The organism is Sutterella sp. AM11-39 (assembly GCF_003472385.1).
Lineage (GTDB): Bacteria > Pseudomonadota > Gammaproteobacteria > Burkholderiales > Burkholderiaceae_F > Duodenibacillus > Duodenibacillus intestinigallinarum.
The window spans coordinates 62,890-86,724 of the sequence record NZ_QRLV01000006.1; the positions used below are offsets into that span (position 1 = coordinate 62,890).

General features: G+C 57.2%; 19 protein-coding genes and 1 pseudogene. 11 read left to right on the forward strand and 9 right to left on the reverse strand.

Translation table 11 applies throughout. From position 1 onward, the window contains the following. Positions 1-258 precede the first annotated feature (258 nt). Both DW133_RS06395 and nfsA read right to left on the reverse strand, forming a co-directional pair. Positions 259-1,200 carry a DUF134 domain-containing protein gene (locus tag DW133_RS06395; RefSeq protein WP_118275822.1) on the reverse strand — a complete coding sequence of 314 codons (942 nt, stop codon included), beginning with the start codon at positions 1,198-1,200 and terminating at the stop codon, positions 259-261. An 80-nt stretch (positions 1,201-1,280) separates the two neighbouring features. Beyond that, positions 1,281-2,933, reverse strand: coding sequence for an oxygen-insensitive NADPH nitroreductase (nfsA, locus tag DW133_RS06400; RefSeq protein WP_118275823.1), 1,653 nt, complete (start codon positions 2,931-2,933; stop codon positions 1,281-1,283). A 334-nt stretch (positions 2,934-3,267) separates the two neighbouring features. Between nfsA and dcuC the strand changes: the two genes are divergently transcribed. The 4 genes from dcuC (at position 3,268) to DW133_RS06420 (ending at position 8,531) form a co-directional block, all read left to right on the forward strand. Further along, positions 3,268-4,659: a C4-dicarboxylate transporter DcuC gene (gene dcuC / locus DW133_RS06405; RefSeq protein ID WP_118275824.1), complete on the forward strand. Its 1,392-nt coding sequence runs from the start codon at positions 3,268-3,270 to the stop codon at positions 4,657-4,659. Positions 4,660-4,775: 116 nt separating this feature from the next. Next, positions 4,776-6,686, forward strand: coding sequence for a PhnD/SsuA/transferrin family substrate-binding protein (locus DW133_RS06410; protein WP_118275825.1), 1,911 nt, complete (start codon positions 4,776-4,778; stop codon positions 6,684-6,686). Continuing rightward, positions 6,683-7,324, forward strand: coding sequence for a response regulator transcription factor (locus DW133_RS06415; RefSeq protein WP_118275826.1), 642 nt, complete (start codon positions 6,683-6,685; stop codon positions 7,322-7,324). The genes DW133_RS06410 and DW133_RS06415 overlap by 4 nt, the downstream gene beginning before the upstream one ends. A 94-nt stretch (positions 7,325-7,418) precedes the next feature. Beyond that, complete coding sequence (locus tag DW133_RS06420) at positions 7,419-8,531, forward strand: M20 family metallopeptidase (RefSeq protein ID WP_118275827.1); 1,113 nt, start codon at positions 7,419-7,421, stop codon at positions 8,529-8,531. 174 nt (positions 8,532-8,705) lie between these two features. Here DW133_RS06420 and rnhB read toward each other — a convergent pair whose 3' ends face one another. The 5 genes and pseudogenes from rnhB to cysS form a co-directional block, all read right to left on the reverse strand. Continuing rightward, on the reverse strand, positions 8,706-9,344 hold the full coding sequence (gene rnhB, locus DW133_RS06425; RefSeq protein ID WP_199588836.1) for a ribonuclease HII: 639 nt from the start codon (positions 9,342-9,344) through the stop codon (positions 8,706-8,708). A gap of 49 nt (positions 9,345-9,393) precedes the next feature. After that, entirely contained in the window at positions 9,394-10,902 is a 1,509-nt protein-coding gene (gene tilS, locus DW133_RS06430; RefSeq protein ID WP_118275828.1) for a tRNA lysidine(34) synthetase TilS, read from the reverse strand. Between the two features lie 309 nt (positions 10,903-11,211). After that, a pseudogene (locus DW133_RS06435) lies at positions 11,212-12,168 on the reverse strand (acetyl-CoA carboxylase carboxyltransferase subunit alpha); the annotation flags it as partial. Positions 12,169-12,211: 43 nt separating this feature from the next. Next, positions 12,212-12,811, reverse strand: a complete 600-nt coding sequence (locus tag DW133_RS06440) for a DNA-3-methyladenine glycosylase (protein WP_118275830.1) — start codon at positions 12,809-12,811, stop codon at positions 12,212-12,214. 18 nt (positions 12,812-12,829) lie between these two features. Next, entirely contained in the window at positions 12,830-14,242 is a 1,413-nt protein-coding gene (gene cysS, locus DW133_RS06445; RefSeq protein WP_118275886.1) for a cysteine--tRNA ligase, read from the reverse strand. Between the two features lie 218 nt (positions 14,243-14,460). Between cysS and DW133_RS06450 the strand changes: the two genes are divergently transcribed. From DW133_RS06450 to DW133_RS06480, 7 genes are all read left to right on the forward strand, one after another. Then, positions 14,461-15,021 (forward strand): tetratricopeptide repeat protein, encoded by a 561-nt coding sequence (locus DW133_RS06450; RefSeq protein ID WP_158571138.1) that lies wholly within the window; start codon positions 14,461-14,463, stop codon positions 15,019-15,021. A 68-nt stretch (positions 15,022-15,089) separates the two neighbouring features. After that, positions 15,090-15,680 (forward strand): peptidylprolyl isomerase, encoded by a 591-nt coding sequence (locus tag DW133_RS06455; protein WP_118275887.1) that lies wholly within the window; start codon positions 15,090-15,092, stop codon positions 15,678-15,680. Between the two features lie 87 nt (positions 15,681-15,767). Beyond that, complete coding sequence (locus DW133_RS06460) at positions 15,768-16,259, forward strand: peptidylprolyl isomerase (RefSeq protein ID WP_118275832.1); 492 nt, start codon at positions 15,768-15,770, stop codon at positions 16,257-16,259. A gap of 56 nt (positions 16,260-16,315) precedes the next feature. Continuing rightward, positions 16,316-17,128, forward strand: coding sequence for a UDP-2,3-diacylglucosamine diphosphatase (locus DW133_RS06465; protein ID WP_118275833.1), 813 nt, complete (start codon positions 16,316-16,318; stop codon positions 17,126-17,128). Between the two features lie 281 nt (positions 17,129-17,409). Next, entirely contained in the window at positions 17,410-18,909 is a 1,500-nt protein-coding gene (locus tag DW133_RS06470; protein ID WP_118275834.1) for an FAD-dependent oxidoreductase, read from the forward strand. 23 nt (positions 18,910-18,932) lie between these two features. Then, on the forward strand, positions 18,933-19,268 hold the full coding sequence (locus DW133_RS06475; RefSeq protein WP_118275835.1) for a cytochrome c3 family protein: 336 nt from the start codon (positions 18,933-18,935) through the stop codon (positions 19,266-19,268). A 128-nt stretch (positions 19,269-19,396) separates the two neighbouring features. Continuing rightward, entirely contained in the window at positions 19,397-19,882 is a 486-nt protein-coding gene (locus DW133_RS06480; protein WP_118275836.1) for an Rrf2 family transcriptional regulator, read from the forward strand. A gap of 106 nt (positions 19,883-19,988) precedes the next feature. On the opposite strand, the gene DW133_RS06485 is transcribed toward DW133_RS06480, so the two are convergent. After that, positions 19,989-22,169 (reverse strand): autotransporter outer membrane beta-barrel domain-containing protein, encoded by a 2,181-nt coding sequence (locus DW133_RS06485; RefSeq protein ID WP_158571139.1) that lies wholly within the window; start codon positions 22,167-22,169, stop codon positions 19,989-19,991. A gap of 308 nt (positions 22,170-22,477) precedes the next feature. Further along, on the reverse strand, positions 22,478-23,689 hold the full coding sequence (gene hmpA, locus DW133_RS06490) for an NO-inducible flavohemoprotein (protein ID WP_118275838.1): 1,212 nt from the start codon (positions 23,687-23,689) through the stop codon (positions 22,478-22,480). Between the last annotated feature and the right edge of the window lie 146 nt (positions 23,690-23,835).

Here is a 23,835-nt window from a genome sequence, read left to right on the forward strand (position 1 = left end):
AGAGGGGATTGGTTTCTGCCAAGGGCAGTGCGCCTGATCTTATCGGTTGAAATTTGACCGAGGCAAGCACTGTCAAGGCCTATTTCATGCCGATTTGACAAGTGTTGTAGAGAGCCTACAAAACTAAGCACTTTCTCCCAGCGCAATTTTGTTGCGGTGCGCTGAAGGTGAAGAGCCGGAAAAAACCTTCTGCTCAAGCCTGCATCGAGCAGAAGGTCTAAGGAAGATCGAGAGACCTGAAATGGTCAGAGGAAGCGATCAGTGTTTTCCGCAGCCGCAGTGACCGTGACCATGACCATGCCCGTGGCATCCGCAACGGCCTTCTCCGTGGCAGTCGCATTCTTCTTTGCCGCATTCGCAGTGACCGCCGCAGCTGCATTCGCCCTCTTGTTTGTGACCGTGACAGCCGCAGCCCTCTTCTGCATGGCCGTGGTGTCCGTGGCAGCCGCATCCACCCTCTTCGTGGCCATGACCATGGCAGTGATGGTGGCCGCGGCCGGCTGTGGCGGCTTCAACGTTGTTTTCAAGTGTGCCGGCGATGAGCGAGGCGACGGCAGCATCACAGTCGCCTTCGTTGCCGGCATAAAGCCGGATGTTGGCCTGTGCCAGCGACTGCACGGCGCCCGGTCCGAGGCCGCCGCAGATCACGCAGTCGACGGCGTTCTTTACGAGAAGGTTCACCACGGCGGCGTGACCGTGGCCGCCTGCGGCAATCGTTTCGGTCGAAATGACGGCTCCGTCTTGCACAACATAGATCTTGAAGTTGGGCGCCATGCCGAAGTGCTGGAAGATGACGTCGTTTTTGACGGGCATCGCGATTTTCATATGTGAGACTCCTTGATTTTCCTGTGCGGCGGCTCGGGCGACGGTATTGCGCCGGCAACGGCCGGGACACGCGCAGCAGCTTGATTCCTGACAAATCCGATAGTTGCCGCCTTCGATCACAAGCGGCTTGCCGTTGACGATGGCGTCGGCAATCTTGAAGCGTGCCTTTTCGTAGATTTCGGTCGCTGTCGTGCGGGAGATCTGCATCTGCTGCGCGCACTGATCGTGGGTGCGCTTTTCTAGGTCAACGATTCGAATCGCTTCGTACTCTTCAACGAGCAGAACGACAGGTTCAGTCCCCTCTGTCCCCTGCGGGGCAAAGAGACGCACGAGCGGTTCACAGCAAACGCGACGACAACGACTGGGTCTGGGCATACTTCAACATTGAAACATCGTTTCCGACAAATGTCGGAATCAAGTATAGCGCGAATTTTTGAGAAGTCTCTCCTCTTCTCCTATTTTGCGGCGAAGCCCTTCGAGCGCAGAAACTCCAAAATGAACGGACGGCGTTCGCGCTCGAGTACGCCGCCGATGCCCTTGGTCCAGGAATCCTTGCGCGGAGAACGGCTTCGTGTAGCGAAATAGTTTTCCGTCACGGCATCGTATGCCTTGAGCTCTTGTACGTTCGGCTCAACGTAGCGGTTTTCCATCACGGTGATTGTTTGAGGCAGACGCGGCTTGACTTCGTTTTTGAAGGCTGGGTGGCCGAAGGCAAGACCTAGCACCGGGTAGACGTTTTGAGGCAACCCCAAAGCTTGATCAGCCTTGGAGATGTCGTTACGTAATCCCCCGATGAAGCATCCTCCCAATCCCAGGGATTCGAGCGCTACCATGGCGTTTTGCACGCAGATGCCAACGTCAAGCGTTGATGTGAGGAACTGCTCGGTCCAGCCGAGATCTGCGTTGGGGCAAAGCCCGGCGTCACGATGATAGTCGGCGCAGAAGACCCAGAATTCCGGTGCGGAAAGAACCTGCGGCTGATTGCCGCTTGCTTCATACATCACGCGGCGCAGTTCGGGGTCGGTGACGCGAATGACGGTGACAAGCTGCAGGAAGCACGAGCTTGACGCGGCAAAGACGGCATCAAGAATCTTCTGACGCATGGCCTCCGACACCGGCTCGTCCGTGTAGTCGCGCACGGAGGTATGTGCGCAGAGCATGTCAACAACGGGAGCATCGACGTTTTTCCAGCTTGCTTCAATGGCTTTGATTTCTCGGTTAAGCGCTTCGTTGACGGGCACCGGAACGCCGACCGCCCTCGCCTTTTCAATCAAGGCGCCCGAGAAGAAATCGACTTCGGTCGGACGGTGAGCCTTTGTGTCCTGACGAAGGCTCGGCATGCCTTCCGGGTCGAGTCCGTCGCCGATGCGGATGTATTCCTCAAGGTCGCGCTCGGTGACGTCCACGCCGACTTTTTCGGCTACAGCGACAACCTCACGCATCGCGGCAATGTAGCGATCGCGCACGGGGCCGGGCTTTTGGATGTCGGCAAAGGTGCCCTTGGCAACGGCAATTGTTTGGTTGACGCCGATGTTGAACATCCACTTGCACCAGATGCGGCGCTCAATGTCTTCCTCGTGGCGATAGACGACGCCCGTGGAGTCAAAGAAAGCCTCGACGGTTTTAAGGGCAGGCAGCCGATCGGCGTGGCGTGCGGGCACCCCGATGAAGAGAAAACCGGGATTCTTGCAGGTGACGTGCGTGCCCACGCGCGTTGCGGCCATGCCCTGTGCGACGCTGTAAAGGACGGTGGCCTGCGGGAAGGCTTCCTCAAGAATGGTTTCGCTGGTGATGCCGTTTAAAAGCGACACGATGATTGTTTCAGGGCCCACGACGGGACGCACGGATTCGATCGCTTCTTTCAATTGCGTGCCCTTAACTCCGAAGATCAAAAGCTCGGCTTTGCCCGGGTAGTCCTTGGGCGCGCAAAAGGCAAATCGGCAAGGTTCTCCGTTAAAGGTCGGGGGATCGGCGCGATAGCGCTGCTTGCGCTTCTCATCAACCAAAAACGTTACGGCCCCCTCTTTCATCTTCCGGGCCATGGTGTGGCCGTAGAGAATGCCCAAAGCGCCCATGCCGATGAGGGCGACGGATTGAATTGTCTGCATCTGAATTTTCCTTTTCGCTCGAAAAGCCTCTCTTATTTAAGTAAGAGGCCGGCTCGTTTCTTGTCTTTCGGACAATAGCGCAATTTGGGCCGGAGGGTCATGGCAACGGCTTTTTCATAAGCGACCTTGCGCGGTATTGAACCAAGGTACAAGGAGAAATTTGACGCCGATCTTCAGAATTTCACTCGAAAACCGGCGGCAATGTATCCACAGATCTGACACGTCGACGAAAAGAAGCACTTCTTCCCGCACTTTTCGCTTGCTGCAACATCGATGCGTTGTCTGCCACATAACAAACACGTGTGCAAATTCAACCGAAAAGAACTCCGAAAAAATGATCGGCGTCTTAATTTCACTTGCAGTCACCGTCCTGGTGGTCTGGATTCTGCTCAAGAAGATGAAAGCCCAGTTCGTGCTCTTCTTCGGCGGCTTGGTTTTGTTGGTCAGTGCCCTGGCCATGGATGCGCTTGGGCTTCTCCCCAACGGTGCTCAGATTCTTCCCAAGGGTGTTTCTAGCACGGGCTTCGTGGGCTTTGACCTCTTCAAATGCATCACCTCCCTGATGAGCTCCCGCGTGGCCGGCATCGGTCTGCTGATCATGGCCGCCTCGGGCTATTCCACCTACATGGCCAAGATCGGCGCAAGCGCTCTGATGGCCGATTACATCTCCCGTCCGCTGCGCGTCTTCAAGTCCCCCTATCTCGTGCTCGCTCTGAGTTACGTCGTAGGTGCCGTGGCTGACTTGTTCATTCCGAGCGCTTCGGGTCTGTCCATGCTCTTGATGGTGACGATGTATCCGGTGCTCGTGCGCCTCGGTGTCTCCCGACTTTCCGCCGCCGCCCTGATCATCACGGTGTCCTGCCTTGACATGGGTCCGACATCGGGCGCTGCCAACTACGCCGCTCAGGTGGCCGGCATGGATACGATGACCTACTTCATCGAATACCAGCTTCCGGTCGGTCTCGTGACCACGATTGCCGTGGCCGTGCTGCATTACTTCTCCCAGAAGTACTTTGACGCCAAGGACGGTGAAAAGGCCAACGAAATCGATGAAACCGTCGCCAAGCAAAACGACCTCGACAGCAAGGGCGCGCCGGCCTGGTATGGTTTCCTGCCGATGCTGCCGCTCATCATGCTCTTCGTGTTCAACCGCTTCGTGATCTCGAGCATCAAGCTTGATGTTCCGACGGCAATGTTCATCTCCTTTACGGTGGCTCTGATTTGCGAACTCATCCGCAAGCCCGCCAAGGAAGTGCTCACGACCGCCATGGACTTCTTCAACACGATGGGCCGTCAGTTCGCGACCGTGATCACCCTGATCGTTGCCGGCGAACTCTTTGCCAAGGGCCTGATCGCCACGGGTACCATCGATTATCTGATTGACGTCACCAAGAACATGGGCCTGCCCGCTTATGCCATCATGATCGTCGTCGTGACCTTCATTTCGATTGCTTCCGTCGTGATGGGTTCGGGCAATGCTCCGTTCTACGCCTTCTCGCCGCTGATGCCTGACTTTGCTCAGCAGTTCGGCGTCTCGACCATCCTGCTTCTCATGCCGATGCAGCTCTCGACCGGCATGGCCCGCAACATGTCCCCGATTACCGCCGTGGTGGTCGCTGTGGCGGGTTGCTCGGGCATCAGTCCGTTCGCGCTCATTCGCCGTACGGCAATTCCGATGATCGGCGGCTTGATCGTGATGGTGGTGACCACGATCCTGCTCAATTAATTTCCAATCATTCTCCTCCTGTTGGGCAGGCTGAGCGTTCCTTCTTCGAGCGCACAGCCTGTCTTTTTCGTATTGGTACAATCGAAGTTTGTCGATCTCTCGGAAAAAAGGTACCGATGGCCCATACACAACACGGCTTGCTTCTGAGAAACCGCCTGCGCAAGGTCTTGCCCGGGGCTTCGGCCTTGGTCTGCGCTCTTATCATGGGCTTCGTTTCTCCGTCGTTTGCTCAAACCGCAGAAGACGTGGAGGATGCTGCCGACTATCTGGAAGCTTCGTCCGAAGCGCGCAAGCCTGCCCGGCAGCCTGCGACGCTTCGCGTGGGCGTGTACTATTCGCCGCTGTTCACATTCCGCACCGACTTGATGGACGTCACGATCGAGCGCCTCAAAAACGCGATGCCCGAGTACGCGTTTCAAGTCGTGCCTTTGTCCGAATTCGATCTGACCGTTGCCGCAGTTAAGCACGAGGTTGACCTCTTTGTGGTCACAAGCGGCCTATACACCTACCTTGAAACCTCCGGCGCCACGGCTTTGGCCGTGCGCAAGTCTCCTCAGTCGCAAGATCCGGGCAAGGCCATGGGCGCGGTTTTCATTGCGCGTGCCGACGACGCGGGAATCACGAGTACGTCTGATCTGCGCTCCAAACGTGTTGCTGCCTTAAGTCCCCAGTCCTTTGCGGGCTGGATCGTTGCTCTGGGGGAAATCTCCAACATCACGCAGTATCCGAAAAACTACTTCGGCAAGGCCTACTTCAAGGACAAGTCCGGCATGCCCATCGTCGAGGCCGTGCTCAATAAGGAAGTCGACTTCGGTATTCTGCGCACCTGCGAATTCGAAAGCCTGGTGGCCCGAGGGCTGGTGGCGCCCAATACGATCAAGGTGGTGGGCAAGAAATCCGAAGACACCTTTGCCTGTCTGCGTTCGACTGATCTCTATCCCGATCTCATCTTTGCGGCTCGGGCCTCCTTGTCACCCGACATCAAGCGCAGACTTTCCGCGGCGCTCCTTTCCATGCCGATGAGCGAGTCGGGATACGGGTGGACCGTCGGTGCCAATTTGAGCGAAACTCGCCATCTGGTCGAGCGCCTGGGCTATAGTCCGACCGTGCGAATGACCGGCTCGAGCGTGATGATCGATCGCTACAAGTATGCGCTTTTGATCGGCGTGCTTCTTCTGGCTGCCGCCGTGCTCTACAGCTTTGCCGTGAGCCGCACCGTGGCGCGCCGCACCAAAAAGCTCGTGGAAGTGATCGATGAGAAGTCGGAACTTGAAAAGACTGCCCGCATTGACCGCGAAAGACTCTCGCAATTGGAGCGTGCGGGTTTTGTCTCGGAAATTTCGAGCATGATCGCTCACGAATTGCGCCAACCGGTGGCAAGCCTAATCAATTACGCCGACGGCTTGTCTCTTTACTTGGGCGGCCGCGGCAAGGATCCGGTGATTGACGAGGCTACCCGTGAAATCACCAAGCAGGCCGAGCGCGTGGCAAGCATCGTCGATCGCGTGCGGGCCTATGCGAAGAACCGTGAGAAGGCACATCAATCGGTGGATCTGTGCGACATCGTCAAGCATGCCTTCGGTTCCTTCCGATCAGGGAGCGACCTCACCGGTGTTCGCATCCTCTCTTCGCTTCCGCCCGAAGCGTTTGTTTCGGGCGACGCCCTGGAGCTTGAGCTCCTTGTGGTCAATTGCCTCAAAAACGCCCTTTCGGCGATTCGGAAGAACCCCGACGGCAAGGGAGAGATTCATATTTCGCTGACCTCCGAATCGAGCACAACGACAGCTTTCTGGAGACTCAAGGTCCAAGACAACGGACCGGCCGTTTCCGACGAGCAGTTCCGTACGCTTGCGCGTCCCGTGGCGAGTGAAAAAATCGAAGGGCTCGGCCTGGGCCTGTCGATCAGCCGTACCATTGCCGAGCGTCACGCGGCCCGACTGGAATTCACCCGCAATCAGCCGGGCGGCTTGTCCGTCTCGCTTTGCATTCCGGCCGCCGATCAACCTCATGAGGAGCAAACCGCATGACCGAAGAACTGAGCAGCCGAGCTCTGCGGCCTCTGGCTCGCGTCATTGACGACGAAGAAACGGTGCGCAATTCCACCGTCTTTACGCTTCGCGTGGCAGGAATCGAAGCCGTGGCTTACGAGAGCGCCGCTGCCTTTCTGGAAAATGACGATATTCGTACCCCCGGCTGCGTGATTCTCGACGTGCGTATGCCCGATATGAACGGACTGGAACTTCAGGACGAAATGTTGCGCCGCGGCATTGATCTGCCGATCGTGTTTCTCACCGGTCACGGCGACATTTCCATGGCGGTGATGGCACTGCAAAAAGGTGCGGGCGACTTTTGCGAGAAACCCGTCGAACCCGAGCGTTTGCGTCAGACCGTGCGTCGGTTGTCGGATCAAAACATAGAAGCGAGAAAAGAAAAATTCCGTATCGACATGATGCGCAGCGCCTTTGAGACGCTCACGCAGCGTGAAAAGGAAATTATCCGTTTGGTTGCCGACGACAAACTCAATAAGGTGATCGCGATCGACCTGGGCATCCAGGAACACACGGTCAAGATCCATCGAGCCAACGCCTGCAAGAAACTTGGCGTGCGCTCGGCTCTGGAAGCGCATAAATATTTGGCTGCCATCGGAGAAATCGCATCGTCTTGAACCAAGGTACAAGGCGAGTTCGAGCTCAATCCTGAAGAATTGTCCCTATCCGATACACCTCCCGGGAAAGGGACATTTTTTAAGGACAAACCAAATGCTCGAGACCTATCTCCAAGACCTCGCCGAAGTTGTCAATCTCGACTGCGGCAGCGCCAACTGCGAAGGCGTCACCAAGGTGGCCAACATCATGAAGCGCCACTTCGACTCCATCGGTTTTGCGACGGAACTTGTGGACCTCGGCCCGAAGGCCGGCAAGGGTCTGTTTGCGACGAACAAGCCCGGTGCCGAAAAGTTCGACATCATGTTCAATGCTCACCTCGACACCGTGTTTCCCGACGGTACCGCCGCCGCACGCCCCTTCAAGGTTGAAGACGGCAAGGTGACGGGGCCGGGGTGCGCCGACTGCAAGGCCGGTGTCATCGCGATCTTCCACGCTCTCAAGAACGCCCGCAAGGAAGACCTTGATCGTCTGGCCATCGCTGTGTGCTACAACCCCGACGAAGAAATCAGTTCGCTTTCCTCCCGCGAATGGCTCCAGCAGATGGCTTCCAAGTGCAAGCGCGCCATCGTTTGCGAACCCGGCCGCGCCACGGGTGCCTTCGTTCGTTCCCGCAAGGGTCGCTCCGTTTGGAACGTGGTCGTGCACGGTGTGGCCGCTCACGCCGGCAATAACCCGCAGGACGGCCGCAGCGCGGTTCTGGCTGCCGCTCACCTCACAATCGCCATCACCAACCTCCAGGACCTCGAAGGCAAGGGCACGAGCGTGACGGTCGGCGTTATCGAAGGAGGTACGGTCTGCAACACGGTTCCGGAAAAGTGCACCCTTAAGATCGACACCCGCTGCTGGAACGACGAAGACGGCCGCGAAATTGATGAAGGCATTGAAGCTCTGGCAAAGCAGAATTGGGGCGACGGCATCACCGTTGACGCCACGCGCGTTTCCAAGTCGCCGGCCATGCCCTGCACGGACGCCACCAAGGAACTCGTTGAAATGGTCAATCGTGCTGCCAAGGAAGAAGGCTACGAAGCCACTTGGGTCGATGCCGGCGGCGGCTCCGACGCCAACCGCATCGCTCAGGTCGGCGTGCCCGTCATTGACGGCGTGGCTCCCGCCGGTGCCGGTTTCCATTCCGAACGCGAATACCTGCGCGTGGACACGATCGAAAACCGCGTTCGTACGCTTAGCCGCGTTCTGCAATATCTCTAACAAGAAGGCCGGACGTCTGATCTGACAAAAATACGCTCCTGCAATTTGGGCGGCACCTATCGATGAATTTCTCCGATAGGTGCCGCCCTCTTTTTGTCTTCTGTAATAAAGAGAATCTATCAAAATTCTGTTTTTGTGTCGGACTTTTGCTTTTTGCGCTTAGCGATCATTGGGTTAAGTCAATTCAAGCTCGCCTTCTTTGCCCTTTCGCATTTCGATCACTTTTTTTACCGGTGCAAAGGTCTTGCGATGAGCCGGCAAAGGACCGTATTTTTCGAGTGCAGCCAAATGTTCAGGGGTGCCGTAACCCTTGTGCTTGGCAAAGCCGTATTCGGGATGCTCCTTGTCGAGCTCCACAAGCCACTGGTCACGCGTAGTCTTCGCGATGATCGACGCCGCGGAAATGGCAGCCACCTTGTCGTCGCCTCCGACGATTGCGTTTACCGCAATGTCGATGTGCGGCACGCGGTTGCCGTCGACGAGCACCAGATTGGGCCGCACAGTAAGGCCCATCACGGCTCGTTTCATCGCGAGCATCGTGGCCTGCAGAATGTTGAGTTCGTCGATTTCCTCGACCGTGGCGTGCGCCACCGACCAGTCAAGCGCTCTTTCCTTGATGAGCGGTGCCAGCGCTTCGCGGGCTTCTTCGGAGAGTTTCTTGCTGTCGCGCAGGCCCGCAATCGGGCGCATCGGATCAAGGATGACGGCGGCGGCCACCACAGGGCCGGCAAGCGGGCCGCGGCCCGCCTCGTCCACGCCCGCGATCAGATCGGCACTGTCTTCGAGCATGACGTCGTTGAAGAGATCGCCCATGCGTTTTTTAGTTTCTCTGCGGCCCATGATGCGAGTTAAGAATTCTTGTTTAGAGGTCGTCCTCGGCAGGTCCCAGAGCCAGAAGCGGCTTGTCGGGCACCCAAACGAGACGAACGCGCTCGGGGGAAAGCACCGGATCGGCGTACATGCGCACGTCGGTACCGAGCCCGGCGGCGTACACCAGGCGGTCGTTTAGCCACACAAGCGGAAGTTTGCTGCGCTCAAACGAAGGCACACCAACGGCCTGGAAAAGATGCTTGAGGTTGCGCGACGGACGCAGTCGATAGAGCTTGATCTTTTCGCCGCCCTTGCGCGGACGCACTTCGAGCTTGCCTTCCCGCAGCAGGTTGGCGTCAAGCCCCGGTTCGTCGGCTTCGCAGCGAACGAACTTCAAGACGCCGGCCCAGGGCGCAAGCGCAATGCTCTCCTCGCCCTTCCATTCGAGCGCAATAAGAAGCTCGGCGCCGCGCGGAGCGGTTACGGGATCGACCAGAACAAGATTGACGCCCCAGCGGCGCAGTTCCTTGCCGCCGATGCGAAAACTCATCTTGGTGTCGGCATGGGTCTGCCGAAGCTGACGCAGGATTTCGCTCAGTTTGGCATGCGAAGGCGAACGGATGCCCGACAGCCCGAGCCAGGCTCTCAGACAGTTGGCCTGACGCTCAAAACCGAGATTGAGAAGCTTGGCGATGTTGAGTGACCCCGGTTTGTCGCCTGCGCAGTGCAGGCAGTCGTCCTCGCCCAGGTTGGAAAGAATTTCAGCCGACTGCGCCACGAGCGTGATGGAACGTGCCGCAGCTGCTCTCCACCCTTTTCGGGCGGCGTCCAACGGCGGCAGGATGTCGTTGCGAATGAGGTTGCGCAAAAAGCGCGTATCGGCATTGCTGTCGTCTTCGACCCAGGTGAGCTTGGCGCGCTTGACGTAGGCGGCGATTTCGTTGCTCGAGACTTCGAGCCAGGGACGCGCGAGCACAAGTTCGGCGTCGTCGCCGGCGCTTTCGAGCATGCGCACGGGGCTGATTGCGGCAAGCCCCTCGGGACCCGCACCGCGGATCCACTGAATGAGGAAGGTCTCGATGCGATCGTCCAAATGGTGCGCCGTGAAGATCGCGTCCGAATTGAGTTCTCGGGCGACCTTCATGAGCGCCTTGTAGCGGGCCTGACGGGCGGCGGCTTCAATGCCGCAGGCCGAGTGCTGAGGCACGTAGACGCGCTCGACGCGCAGCGGAATCTGCCACTTGGCGCACTGCTCCTCGGCGTGCCGCACCCATTCGTCGGCCATCTTGCTCAAGCCGTGATGCACATGCACGGCCGTCACCGACTCGATCACGTTCTTGTAGGCGGTCTTCTTGAGACGCGCGAGAACGTCGACGAGCGCCGTCGAATCTTTGCCACCCGAGTACGCAACCAGAATGCGCACGGGGTTGACGGGCGTCAAACAAAACTGTTCGACGCTCGCGGCGGGCTTGCGGTCGGCGATCGTATCGATCGTGTCGGCAAGCAAAAGCGTGAGCCTGGCAGCCGGAGACGTGGCCGCACGTTGCTTCTTATGCGTCATTTACGCCTGAATTTATTCCTTTGCGGGTTCTGCGGAAGCGGCTTCGGGAGCCTCCTTCTTTGCAGCAGTTTTGCGCGTCGCGGAACGGCGGCGCGCAGGTTTCTTCGGAGCGGTCTCAGCGACGGTTTCCGCGGTTTCTGCCACTTGCGATTTCTTCGCTACGGGCTTGCGGCGCAATGCGCAGCTGCGGCGCGGCTTCTTGGGTGTTTCCGGCTCCTTCGTCTTGGGTTCTTCCGCCGCCGACTCTTCAAGCGGCAGTTCGCTTTCGTGCGCAGCCTGGCACAGCAGTTCATAAGCGCTGCTGCACTTTTCCTCAAAGCGGCCGTAGTTCATCAGACGGCCGAGACGGCGCTCGACCAGAGCGTCCGGATCCATCGTGAGGAACGCCTTCAACTGATCGACCAGGGTCTTGCGCAGGGTCGAAGCCATGAGCTTGGGATCGCGGTGCGCGCCGCCGAGCGGTTCGCTGATCACCTTGTCGACGAGGCCGAGTTCAAGGAGTCGGTCGGATGTGAGCGCCAGAGCTTGAGCGGCTTCAGGAGCCTTGTCGGCGCTCTTCCAGAGAATGGAGGCGCACCCTTCAGGGCTGATCACGGAATACGTGGAGTATTGAAGCATGATGAGCGAGTCGCACACGGCAATGGCGAGAGCTCCGCCCGAGCCGCCTTCGCCGATGATCGTGGAGATCACGGGAACGCGCAGTTTGGCCAGCTCATAGATGTTGCGGCCGATGGCTTCGGACTGATTGCGCTCTTCCGCGTCGATGCCGGGATAGGCGCCCGGGGTGTCGACGAACGTGAAGACCGGCAGGCTGAACTTTTCGGCAAGCTTCATCAGACGCAGAGCCTTGCGGTAGCCTTCGGGCTTGGTCATGCCGAAGTTGCGGCGCGTGCGTTCGCGGGTGTCGCGGCCCTTCTGGTGGCCGATCACCATCACGGCGTGTTCGCCCAGACGCGCCAGACCGCCCACGATGCTCTGATCGTCGGCAAAGGTGCGATCGCCGTGCAGTTCGTGGAAATCCTCAAAAATGGCGTCGATGTAGTCGAGCGTGTACGGACGGTTGGGGTGGCGTGCCACCAGAGCCGTCTGCCACGGCGTCAAATCGGCGTAGATCTCGGCCGTACGCGTGCGCATCTTGCGCTTGAGCTCGGAGAGCGCTTCGTTTTCGCTCACACCTGTTTCCAGTTCCTTATTTTCGAGCTCTTCCATCTTTTTGTAGATTTCGCCGAGATCCTTTTCGAAATCCAGAAATACTGCTTTGGCCATGCTTATGTTCCTAACGGCAAAACGTCGGTTTCGCCTTGACTAACTAATACTGTACGGGGGTTGCGGTGAGGCTCTGCCACAAAAGCCATGTGGCGGCTGTGCGCCACGGAGCCCACACCCGCGGGTCCTTGGCACCGAGCCCGGTTTTTTCCAGCGCTTTGCGCAGCCCGAAATCCGTTTGCGCCCAAACATCCGGTCGGTTCAATCCGAAAATCAGCACCATGTCCGCAGTCCACGGCCCCACGCCCTTGACGCCGGTCAATCGAGCGCGCACCGCCGCGTCGTCAAGTGCTTCCAGCGCCGGCGCCGTGAAGCTGCCCTCGACATACTTTTGCGCGATCGCTACAAGAGCTCCCGCCTTGGTTTGCGAGAGTCCCAGATTACGAAGCGCGTCGACAGAACTTCCGGCCAGAGCGTCGGCGGCGTTGTCGCCTTTGTCTCCGGCGTACTCGAAGACCGACTGCGCCATTTTTTCAGCCACAGCCGTATTGACCTGCTGACCGCATACGGCGCGCACATACGTGTTAAAGAGATTTTCACAGGCAACAAGTCCCTGCCCCGCCGTTCTGCGACGGGCTTCAAGGAAATACGCTTCGCCCGAGAGAGCCTCGAGCGCTTCGTTCCACCAGGTGACGATTGCCATAACCGACGAGCGAAAACGTTACTGACGGCGCCAGGTTGAACCGGCCGGACCGTCTTCGATCACGATGCCGAGCGCGGCGAGTTCGTTGCGGATGGCGTCGGCGCGGGCAAAGTCGCGCGCCTTCTTGGCGGCCGTGCGCTCGGCCACCTTGGCGTCGATGGCGGCTTCGTCAAGCCCCGTGACGGCACCCTTCAGGAACACTTCCGCGTCAAGCTGCAGGACGTTGAGAACCGCACCTAATTTTTTCAGAAGCGAGGCGGTTTGAGCATCGCCCGTTCGGTTGATCTCCGCAGCCATCTGCTGCAACACGCCGATCGCTTCGGGCGTGTTGAAATCTTCGTCCATCGCGGCCTTGAATTTAGCGGCCCACGGATTGGTCCAATCGATCGCCTCGCTGTTCTCATCTTTCGGGGCGTTCTTGAGTGCCGTATAAAGGCGCTGCAGCGCCTTGTGCGAATCGTCGATGAGACTGTTGGCAAAGCTGATCGGGCTGCGGTAGTGGCTTCTCAAAAGGAAGAAGCGCAGCACTTCGCTGCCGTTGCCTTCGCCATAGGCGCCGTTCGTTTCCTTCAACGCGTCGCGAATCGTCCAGAAGTTGCCCAGAGACTTGCTCATCTTCTCTTCGGTGCCGTCCTCGCGCTTGACGCGCAGCGGACCGGAGTGCATCCAGACGTTGGCAAAGGGAGCGTCATTGGCGCCTTCGCTTTGCGCAATTTCGTTTTCATGGTGCGGGAAGATCAGATCCGGGCCGCCGCCGTGGATGTCAAAGGTCTTGCCAAGATAGTGGCAGCTCATGGCCGAGCACTCGATGTGCCAGCCCGGGCGCCCCTTGCCCCACTTCGAATCCCAGGCGGGCTCGCCCGGCTTGGCGGCCTTCCAAAGTACGAAGTCGAGCGGATCGCGCTTGGCTTGAGCCACTTCGATGCGGGCGCCCGCGCGCATTTCGTCGGGCTGACGTCCTGAGAGCTTGCCGTAGCCGGCGAACTTGCGTACGGCGTAGTCGACGTCGCCGTTGTCGGCGGCATAGGCAAGGCCCTTTTGCTCGAGCTTTTCAACGAGGTTGAGCATCTGCGGGATGAATTCGGTGGCGCGCGGCTCGTACGTGGGCGCAAGGCACCCGAGACTCAGCATGTCCTGCTGCATTGCAGCGGTGAATTCGTCGGTGAGTTCCTTCGTGGAGATGCCGCGCTCGGCGGCGCGCTTGATGATCTTGTCGTCGACGTCGGTGACGTTGCGCACGAACGTGACGGCGTAACCGCTTGCCTCAAGCCAGCGGCGCACGACGTCGAAGGCGACAAAGGTGCGGCCGTGGCCGATGTGGGTGTAGTCGTAGACCGTGACGCCGCAGACGTACATGCCGACCTTGCCGGGTTCGATGGGCGTAAACGGGCGGATGTCTTTGCTGAGCGTCGAATAGATTTGAAGGGTCATTGCGTACTTTCGTTTCTGATTTTTCGTGCTGCCTGCCGCATTCCGTAACAAAGAGCCACCGATGGGCGCAAAGGAGCGAATGCGGCGATGCATTACAATCTACGGAGTTTAACAGTTTCGTGCCTGCTGCGGCCCTGAAAAATGGCGCCCGAACCCGCTTTTTCGGGCTTTTTTCAACTTGCCGGCGTCAGGCTCACAAATTCCACCCAATGACCCGAATGCTTTCTTTCGTTCGTCCGGCGCTCGTTGCCGCCGGCTGCGCTCTGGTGGCGGCAGCAACGCTTCCGGCTTGCGCCGCGCTCGTCGATCCTGACGCGCCTTCTGTCCTTCTCAATAACGGCCAGGTGCCGGGCGTGGTCGACAAGCTCATCAACCGCGGTGACTACAACGACGCATTGAAACTCATCGCCGAGGGCCTCAAGTCCAACCCCCACTCCGCACAGCTCCGATTCCAGCGCTGCGTCGTCTACGAACGCATGGGCGATCGCGACAAGGCGATCAACGGCTTTGAGCAGTTCATCCGCACCTATCCGGAAATCCCCGAGGCATACAACAATCTCGCGGGGCTCTACTCGCGCAACGGCAACCTCGTACGAGCCGAAGAGCTTCTTGTAAAGGCAGTGGCCCTTCGCCCGGGTTTTGCGCTAGCTCATATGAATTTAGGCAACCTCTATTTAGCAAAAGCCAAGAACGCCTACAACACCGCAATTAAAACGGGTGGCAATAAAGAAAAGCTAAACGCTAACATTGAACTGCTCAACAAGCTTCTGGGCGAGTAATCGACCGCAATCGTTTTTTGCGCTTAAGTCCTGACATGCTCAAGCGCCTTTGTTCGAAGAGACACATCATGAAAATTGCCAATCGCTTCCGTCTGACCTTCCCTGCGGCTCTGGCCGCCGTTGTTGCGGGCGGCTCCGCCGTTGCCGCACCCAAGGATGAGCCGATCGCGGAAATCTCCACCTCGCTCGGCGACTTCGTCGTGCGTCTGGACGCCCAGCGCGCTCCCATCACGGTCGCCAACTTTATCCGCTACGCCGACGAAGGCTTTTACGACGGAACGATCTTTCATCGCGTCATCGACGGCTTCATGGTGCAGGGCGGCGGCTTTACGCCTGACTTGAAGCAAAAGCGTGCAACGCACCCCGCGATTGTCAACGAAGCCCGCGGCGGGTTGCCCAACCTGCGCGGCACGATTGCCATGGCCCGCACGAATGAACCTCACTCGGCCACCTGTCAGTGGTTCGTGAACACGGTCGACAACGACTTCCTGGATGCCAAAAACGCACGCGACGGCTGGGGCTACACGGTGTTCGGGCGAGTGATTCGCGGTATGGATGTTGTCGACAAGATCGGCTCCGCAAAGACCGGTACGCGCATGGGCATGCGTGACGTTCCGATGCAAACCGTTAAAATCCTCTCCGTCAAGATCAAGCGCTAAGTGAGTGTGGAGCTTCTTGCGACAAAGGAGCTCCGTGTCTTTGGCCTTGAATTTTTTATTTTTTTCTTTGGGATGTGATTCGTAATCATGATTCGCTTTACGACCAATATGGGCGTCTTTGACGTCGAACTCAATGAAGCAGCTGCTCCGAAGACCTGCGAAAATTTCCTTTCCTACGTTCGCTCGGGCTTTTACAACGGCACGATTTTTCACCGCGTCATCAGCGGCTTCATGATTCAGGGCGGCGGCTTTGAACCCGGTCTGAAGCAGAAGCAAACCAAGGCTCCGATTGAAAACGAAGCCAACAACGGTCTGAAGAACGACAAGTACACGATCGCGATGGCCCGCACCAACGAGCCGCACTCTGCCACGAGCCAGTTCTTCATCAATGTGGCCGACAACGACTTCCTGAATCACACCTCCCCCACCTCCCGCGGCTGGGGCTACGCCGTGTTCGGCAAGGTTGTTTCCGGCACCGACGTGATTGACGCCATCGCTCGCGTGCGCACGGCTTCCCGCTCCTGGTACGGTGATGTGCCTGTCGAAGACGTTGTGATGGAAAAGGTCGAAGAGATCTGATTTATCAGGAAATACGGCCCCTGCTTTCGTGCGGGGGCTTCTTTTGCTTACCGAAAATGAAGCTTACGGGACTCAAACTCTCCGAGCCGCTCAAGGCTCCCTGCGTCAGCGGTATCACTGAAATGGCGCCATTGTCGCGTCCCGTTTTCGTTTCCGACCTGCATCTTTCCGGCCGCAATAAAAAGACCGTGCTCGGGTTTCTGTGGTTTTTGAAAACTCAGGCTAAAAACTATGACGAACTCTTTTTGCTCGGCGACATTTTTGAATACTGGATCGGCGACGACGCCTCTTCTCCGGCCGAACCCCTGGCCCGAGCGTTGCGCAAATACGCCTCTCTGGGCAAACGTGTTTACCTCATGCAGGGCAACCGCGACTTTCTGATCGGCGAAGATTTTGCGCGCCATTGCGGCGCCGAGCTTGTCGCCGACGGCACCGTCGTCGAATGCTCCGGCAAGCGCATTCTTCTTTCTCATGGCGACAAGTGGTGCACGTTGGACGACGAGTACCAGGAGTTTCGCCGTCAGATGCACGACGAAGCTTTTCAGCTGATGGCGCTTCGCATGACTGTTGAGGAGCGCATCGACTTTGCAAAAAAAGCGCGCGCGCAGTCCAAGAAGACCAAGACCGAACGCTCGCGCGAGATGATGGACGTGGTCTATGACGAAGTCGCTTGTGAAGTCTTCGCCAAGAACTGCGCTCACGTCATTCACGGCCACACCCACCGCCCGGCGCATTACGTCTATGACAACTTCACCCGCACCGTGATTCCCGATTGGGATCTCGATGACAAGAATCGCCCTCGCAAGGGCTGGGTGGAGATCAATTCCGCGGGCGAACCTCAAGTCGTTCTCTCCGAACATTTCTTCTGATTCGGCCCGACGTATGGTCCGGATTCGGGAAAATCCTCCGGGTCTTCACTCGAATCTTTGATTTACGTCAAATCTACGTAGCACCTACGAGGTCTAAAAATACGCTTGAGTCAGAGAGAAGGTCTGTTAAGAGACCTCGAATCTTTTGGCGGCGTATCGATCGCGTCAGGCGGCGCCGGTGCTCAGGGTCGGAGAGTCATTGATCCGATCGGTCTTAAGAGCGGCGTCGGCGTCTTGAATGTCGCGACGGTGCGTTTGCCTACCTCAATCAGGAGAAGACAATGATCGAAAAAGAAATGAGCCGCCGCAGCCTCTTTAAGAGCTCGCTCGTGGGCGCGACCGCCGTCGGCGCCGCCGGCTTTGGTTTGGCTTCCACTGCTGAAGCCGCCCCCAAGAAGGCCAAGGCGGAAACGTTTGACGCCATCGTGCTCGGTGCCGGTCCCGCCGGCCTCATCACGGCCATCACCGCTCATGACGCCGGCGCCAAGGTTGTCGTGCTCGAAAAGTGCGACCGTCCCAACGGCAACGCCATCTTCGCTCTGGGTTCGATCTGCGGCTGGGGCACGCGCCACCAGGCTGAACAGGGCATCAAGGATACGGCCGACGCCTTCTACGCCATGATGATGGACATCTCCAAGCAGATGGGCGACAAGGCTCTCAACCGCCTCTACACCGACAAGATTTCCGAAGGCATCGACTGGCTTGAAAAGGATATCGGCGTGAAGTTCGGCAAGATCCGTCCCATGCCCTATCCGCGTCTGGGCCGCACCTGCCGCGTTCTGGGCGAAGGCCAAACGGGTGGCGCCCGCCTCGTTCAGGCTCTTCTCAAGGCAGCTGAAAAGCGCGGTATCGACATCCGCTACGAACACAAGGCCATCGAACTTTTGCACGACGACAAGTTCGCCGTGACCGGCGTCAAGGCCCTTACTCCGGCCGGCCAGAAGACCTTCATGTCCCGCGGCGGCGTTTGCATCGCCACCGGCGGCTTCTCGGGCAATCCCGAAATGGTCGACCGCTACATCGGCGGCTGGGCAACCCGCATGGTGCTGCGTGGTTCTCCTGCAATTACCGGCGAAAACATTTCCCTCACCCTGCCGCTCTTTACGAAGTTCGTGAACATGGACCAGTTCCACTCCGGTCCGATCATCGGCAAGACTCACGTCAATCCCGCCGACGTTCTCAACTCCGGTTACGGCATCCAAGTCAATACCTCGGGCAACCGCTACATGGACGAAAACAACACCTACGTCATCAAGGCCCGTACGACGGCTCAGATGACGCTCGACAACACCGCATGGGTGATTGTTGACAGCGACTGCTCCGTGCTCGACAAGGTGATTCCGAAATTCGACCGCCTGAACTCGCCCTACGGCAAGGCCGACACGATCGAAGAACTGTGCAAGCAGGTCGGCCTGCCCGCAGAAAAGGTCAAGAAGCTCGTTGACGAATACAACGAAAAGATGAAGGCAGGCAAGCTCGGCGAAATGAATCCGCCCTGCACCTACAAGAAGCCCCATCCGATTGCCAAGGCTCCGTTCTACGCCGTTCCGCTTCAGGGCGGCATGACGGCCACCTTCGGCGGTCCGTTGATCAACACGAAGACGGAAATCCAGAACCTCGACGGCAAGAGCATCCCGGGTCTCTACGCAGCTGGCAACTCCGCCGGCGGCATCTTCTTCCACAACTACGCGGGCGGTGCACAGCTCGGTGCCGCTACCGTGTTCGGCCGTGTGGCCGGCGTTGAAATGGCCAACCGCGCCAAGAAGGCCGCCAAGAAGTAACCAATCACCGGGAGAAAGACAAAATGAAAAAGAGTTTTATCGCCGCTTTGGCTCTCAGCGTGAGCCTTTCGTTTGCTGCCGGTGCCGCCGCTGCTGCTGAACAGACCCTCGCTCAGAAGCATCAGGGCATGTGGCCGAAGTCCGAAAACGGCTTTGTGACGAAGAACCAGTGCCTGAAGTGCCACGTTTCTTACGAAGATCTCGCCAAGAAGACGGCCAACCTCGAACCCAACCCCCATGACAACCACATGGGCAAGGTCAACTGCGAGGACTGCCACAAGGCCAACCAGGCCAAGCCCGAACTGATGTGCAACAGCTGCCACAACTTCACTCTGAAGGAAAAGGCCGCCAAGAAGTAATCCTTCTTCACATCGTTTGATAGAAACGGCGCCGGTTCGATTCGATTTCGAACGGCGCCGTTCATTTTTGTCGCTTTTTTGGCCGTTATCATTCGTTTAACCAATTCTCTTTCCAATCACCTGATGCCATGCAGCTCAAGCGCGCCACCGACATCCTTCTCCAATCACCTGATGCCATGCAGCTCAAGCGCGCCACCGACATCCTTCTTCGCATTTTCGTGTATCTGGCTTCTCACCCCGATGAGGACCACGTCTCGATTCACGACTTGAGCGAAGCGCTCAACTGGAACAAGAATCTGGTGATCAAGGTCGCGCACCTAGCCGTGCAGCAGGGCTATTTGAAGGCTGTTCGCGGTCGCACCGGCGGTGTGTCGCTTGCCAAACCTGCTCGTGAATATCGCGTCGGCGACATCGTGCGTCTCACGGAAGTCAATGAAGAGCTTGTCGAGTGCGACGAACCCCGTTGTCCCCTTTTAAACGGCGGTTGCCGCTTGCGCGGAGTTCTTTTCAATGCACGCGAGGCGTTCTACAAGGAACTTGACGGGGTGACACTCGATCAGATCGCAGTTTTTCCAATGGACAAAATTGCGACAATCCGAGTGGTCTCAGATTGATTCGTAAATTAGATTCAAATGAAAACATCCCCAACGAAATTAATGGTCTCGTTGGGGATGTTCATATGGAGTCCTTTTAACCCTTTATCAGGGCATATGACTCACGTTAGAAGACGTATCGACCGCCGAAGTTCACGCGCCACTTCTGGTCAATATCGCCACCGAAGCTGGTGCCGACATCAATGAACGCGTGTACGGAATCGGTAACGTTGTAGCTGGCACCCAGCGAGACTTCGCCCCAATTGTCATCAAGCTCATCATTGATGCCAAGGGCGATGGGGTTGCCGTCAACGACACCGCTGAACTTGGCATCAACGTCACCCAGGAAGTCATGGTTGTAGCTTGCCTTCAGATAAGCAGCGCCCTTGTTCTCGTTGAACTTGACACCGCCCATGAAGCCCACACGAGCAATGAGGCTTTCCATCGTTTCCAAATCAACAGTACGAATGTCGGTTGAGTACGAGGAAGCACGCAACCAGCTATAGGTCAGTTGTACCTGCGGTTCCACAAACATATTGTGGCTAAGGTCAAAGCGATGACCGCCTTCAACGCCAACGATGGCACCGGTCATCATGTAGTCGGCTTTTTCATGAATGCCGTTGTCAAGGTCGTATTCGGCGTCAATTCGACCGATTTTGGCCATCAAGTCAAGGAAGCTGCCGCTTTCGGAGAAATAGGTGCCGTACAAGCCCAAGGCGTAGGTGTCGTTGTCGGAAGTACCGGCGGCAATGTCCGTATCGCCGAACGTGTAGTCAAAGCTCACACCAACCAGGAAGTTGTTGCTGACAGGAGCATCGAAGCCCACTTCAATCGTGTTGTAATCGTGTTCGATACCGCGGCCTTCCAGACGACCATTGTTGTATCGAGCCCAGCCGCCGGCAGCCTGCGGCAACGTACGCAACGTTCCGAGACGGTCAGTCAAATTGGTGAGCTGGCTTCTCCACATCAATGCGGCAGTCAAGGCCACATCTTTGGCAGAAGACAGAAGGGAGTTCGTGGAGGTGGAACGCAGATGGACACCGTTTTCATCCTTGGTGGCGACCAAAGCGTTGCCCCACGCACCTTCGTCGACCGTGACGGTAGTCAAGTCTTGACCTTCTTCGATCAGAATGCCATTGAACAAGTCGTTTGCGTCGGCACCCTGGACAAGATCGTCAGAGACATCGCCGGTGTAACCGACAGAAATATCACCGTCAACCTGTCCAATCGCCAAAACTTCGTCGCCGGTGGTACCCAAACGGGTAAGTTCAAAAGACGTGGAACCGCCTTGAGCTGTGGTTACAGAATCAATATCAAGTCCGGTGTCGGTCCCTTGGCGAATCGTAATATTGCTTGCGCTATCAACGTTAATCGCCTGGGCATCGTCTGCCAGTTCGATGGTGTCGGTATTACCAGTGAAATTGAGGATAGTGTTGCTGTTGGCATCAACCAGACCGTCGACTTGGGAATTTGCGCCGAAATTGAGCGTAGCACCTTTGGTCAATTCATCGGAGACAACAATGGCTTTCCCACCATCCGAAGCTAAGATTGCGTTGTTGTTCGTAAACTCCTTCTGTTCATCAATGTCAGCGCCGAGAACTACGCCTACTGCATTTTCGCCTTGGGCGTAGATCGTCCCGTTGTTGCTGACTTCGGCGTTACCTTGCTTTCGATAATAGATACCGATGGCGCGAACATCTGCCGATTGCACAATGATAGTGCCGTCGTTTTGCAGCACCTTGGTACCGTCGGCTCCAGTTGCAGTGTTGTCAAGCATTGCAACACCGCCGTTTTTGACAAAAATGGTTCCAGTGTCAGTGTTTATGGCCTTCCCATTGATTGCCGACATACCTTTGATACGGCTGTAGGCCATGGAATTATTTTTCCCGTCAACAAAGATGGTTCCGTTATTGGTTACCGATTGTTCCGTGGATGCGCCGGAAGTTCCCATACCTTCGGCCACGTAGGCCTTGCCTTCCTCTTCTACACCGCCAACAACCCAAATCTTGCCATTATTGACAACTTCAAGATTGGTATCGCTACTTTGCAGGAAAACGGGAGCGCCGCCGTAGTTGATATCTTCACCATTTTGAAGATTGGGAGAGGTAACGTAACCCGTTTCGTCTTCCTTCAGTTCTGTCAAACCGGATGTATGTCCAAGATCATTTTTCACAAACTTGGTATAGGCTTTGTTCATGGCCTCATCGTTGTTGCCATCGTATTCCAGAACGGGGTTTTCCCATTCGACAGCGTGAGCTCCAGCTGAAAATGCCAGCAGGAGTGCGCTAGCAAGAAGAGTTTTTTTCATTGGTAGTCTCCAAGGATTGAAAAGTTCCCTCGCAAAAGGGACGAGGCATTTTGCCCCCCCCATGAAAACGTCTTGATTTAGGTCAATCACATGGAAAAAAGCGGGGACTTTACGTTAAATGTTGCATTTTTGAGACAATCAAAAATTGTCTGTATGTTCCCCTACTTCAAATCTGTGCTGGCTTGGGAATCACTGTGCAAATACGGTCTGTCGACCAGTGATAACAAAAAAGGGCGGCGTCGGATATTTCCGAAACACCGCCCGATTCTTCACAGCGGACACTCGGTCCGCGTCCTTTCTCTATCTCTTTAGCTCTGATTGCCCGTACCGAAGGCTTCCGAGTGCACGTTGGCTGCCGGAACGCCCGCAGCCACGAACGTTTCACGCATATCGTCCATGAAGCTCACGGGACCGCAGATGTAGACGTCGCTCTCAGCGGCAGGCTCCAGCGCGGCAACGGCAGCGGCGTCCGGTCGACTGAGTTTGAAGCACGGGCACATTTCCTTCGTTTCGGTGGCTCGCGTCAGATACACGGCGCATTCGCCCTTTTCGAGCTTGGCTACAGCTTCGCGCACTTCCTTCTTGAGCGCAAAGTCATCCGCGGTGCGAGCCACGTGCAGGACTTTGACCGGGCGCTGCGGGTTTTTCGCGGCGATGTCCTGAAGCATGGCGAGAATGGGCGTGATACCGATACCGGCGCTCACGAGCAGGACCGGGTTGTTGCCTTCCTTGAGATAGAACTCACCGGTGGGAGCCGAGACGTCGATCACGTCGCCGACATTGACGCGGGCGTGCAGATGGTTGGAAACGAGACCGGCGGGCTTGTCGCACGCGGTGTCAATGCGCTTGACAGAAATCCGCAGACCGTCGTTTTGAAGCGAAGCGCGCGAGAGCGAATACTGACGCGGCTGCATGATGCCGAGTTCAGGCAGATACACGCGCACCGAGACGAACTGGCCGGGTTTGTACGCGGAAACGGTGCCCTTGTCGGCGGGTTTCAGGTAAAAGCTCGTGACGTTTTCGGTTTCCTGCACCTTGCGCTCGACCACGAATGGACGCCAGCCCGACCAACCGCCGTCAGCCAGGGTTTGTTCCTTGTAGATGCCTCCTTCCACGCCGATGAGAATGTCGGCCAGCTGACCGTAGGCGGCAGCCCACGCTTCGATCAATTCGTCGTTGGCGGCTTCGCCCAGCACTTCCTTGATGGATGCGAGAAGGTGTTTGCCCACGATGCCGTACTGTTCGGCGCGGATGCCGATTGTGCAGTGCTTGGTGGCGATGTGCTTGACGGCGTTCAGAAGCACCGTCGGGTTTTCAATGTTTTCAGCGTAGGCCAGAACGGCGCCCGCCAATGCCTGCTGCTGGTGGCCGCGCGCCTGGTGCGCGTTGTTAAAGACGTTTTGCAGCTCGGGGTTGCCCGTGAGCATGCGCTTGTAGAAATGCGAGATCAGCGCAACGCCGTGTTCGCGCAGGACCGGGACGGTGGCTTTGACAAGTTCTTTTTGACGGGCGGTCAGCATGGTTTTCTTCCTGTATGGGTATGTTGAAAAAATTCTCTACGCCGAAACGAAAATCATTCTTAGGCGTTGTACGTAAAACATATACTCAGAATATATGATTAGCAAGACAAAACGCCCGTTTGAAAACTTTCCAAACATTTTCAGGC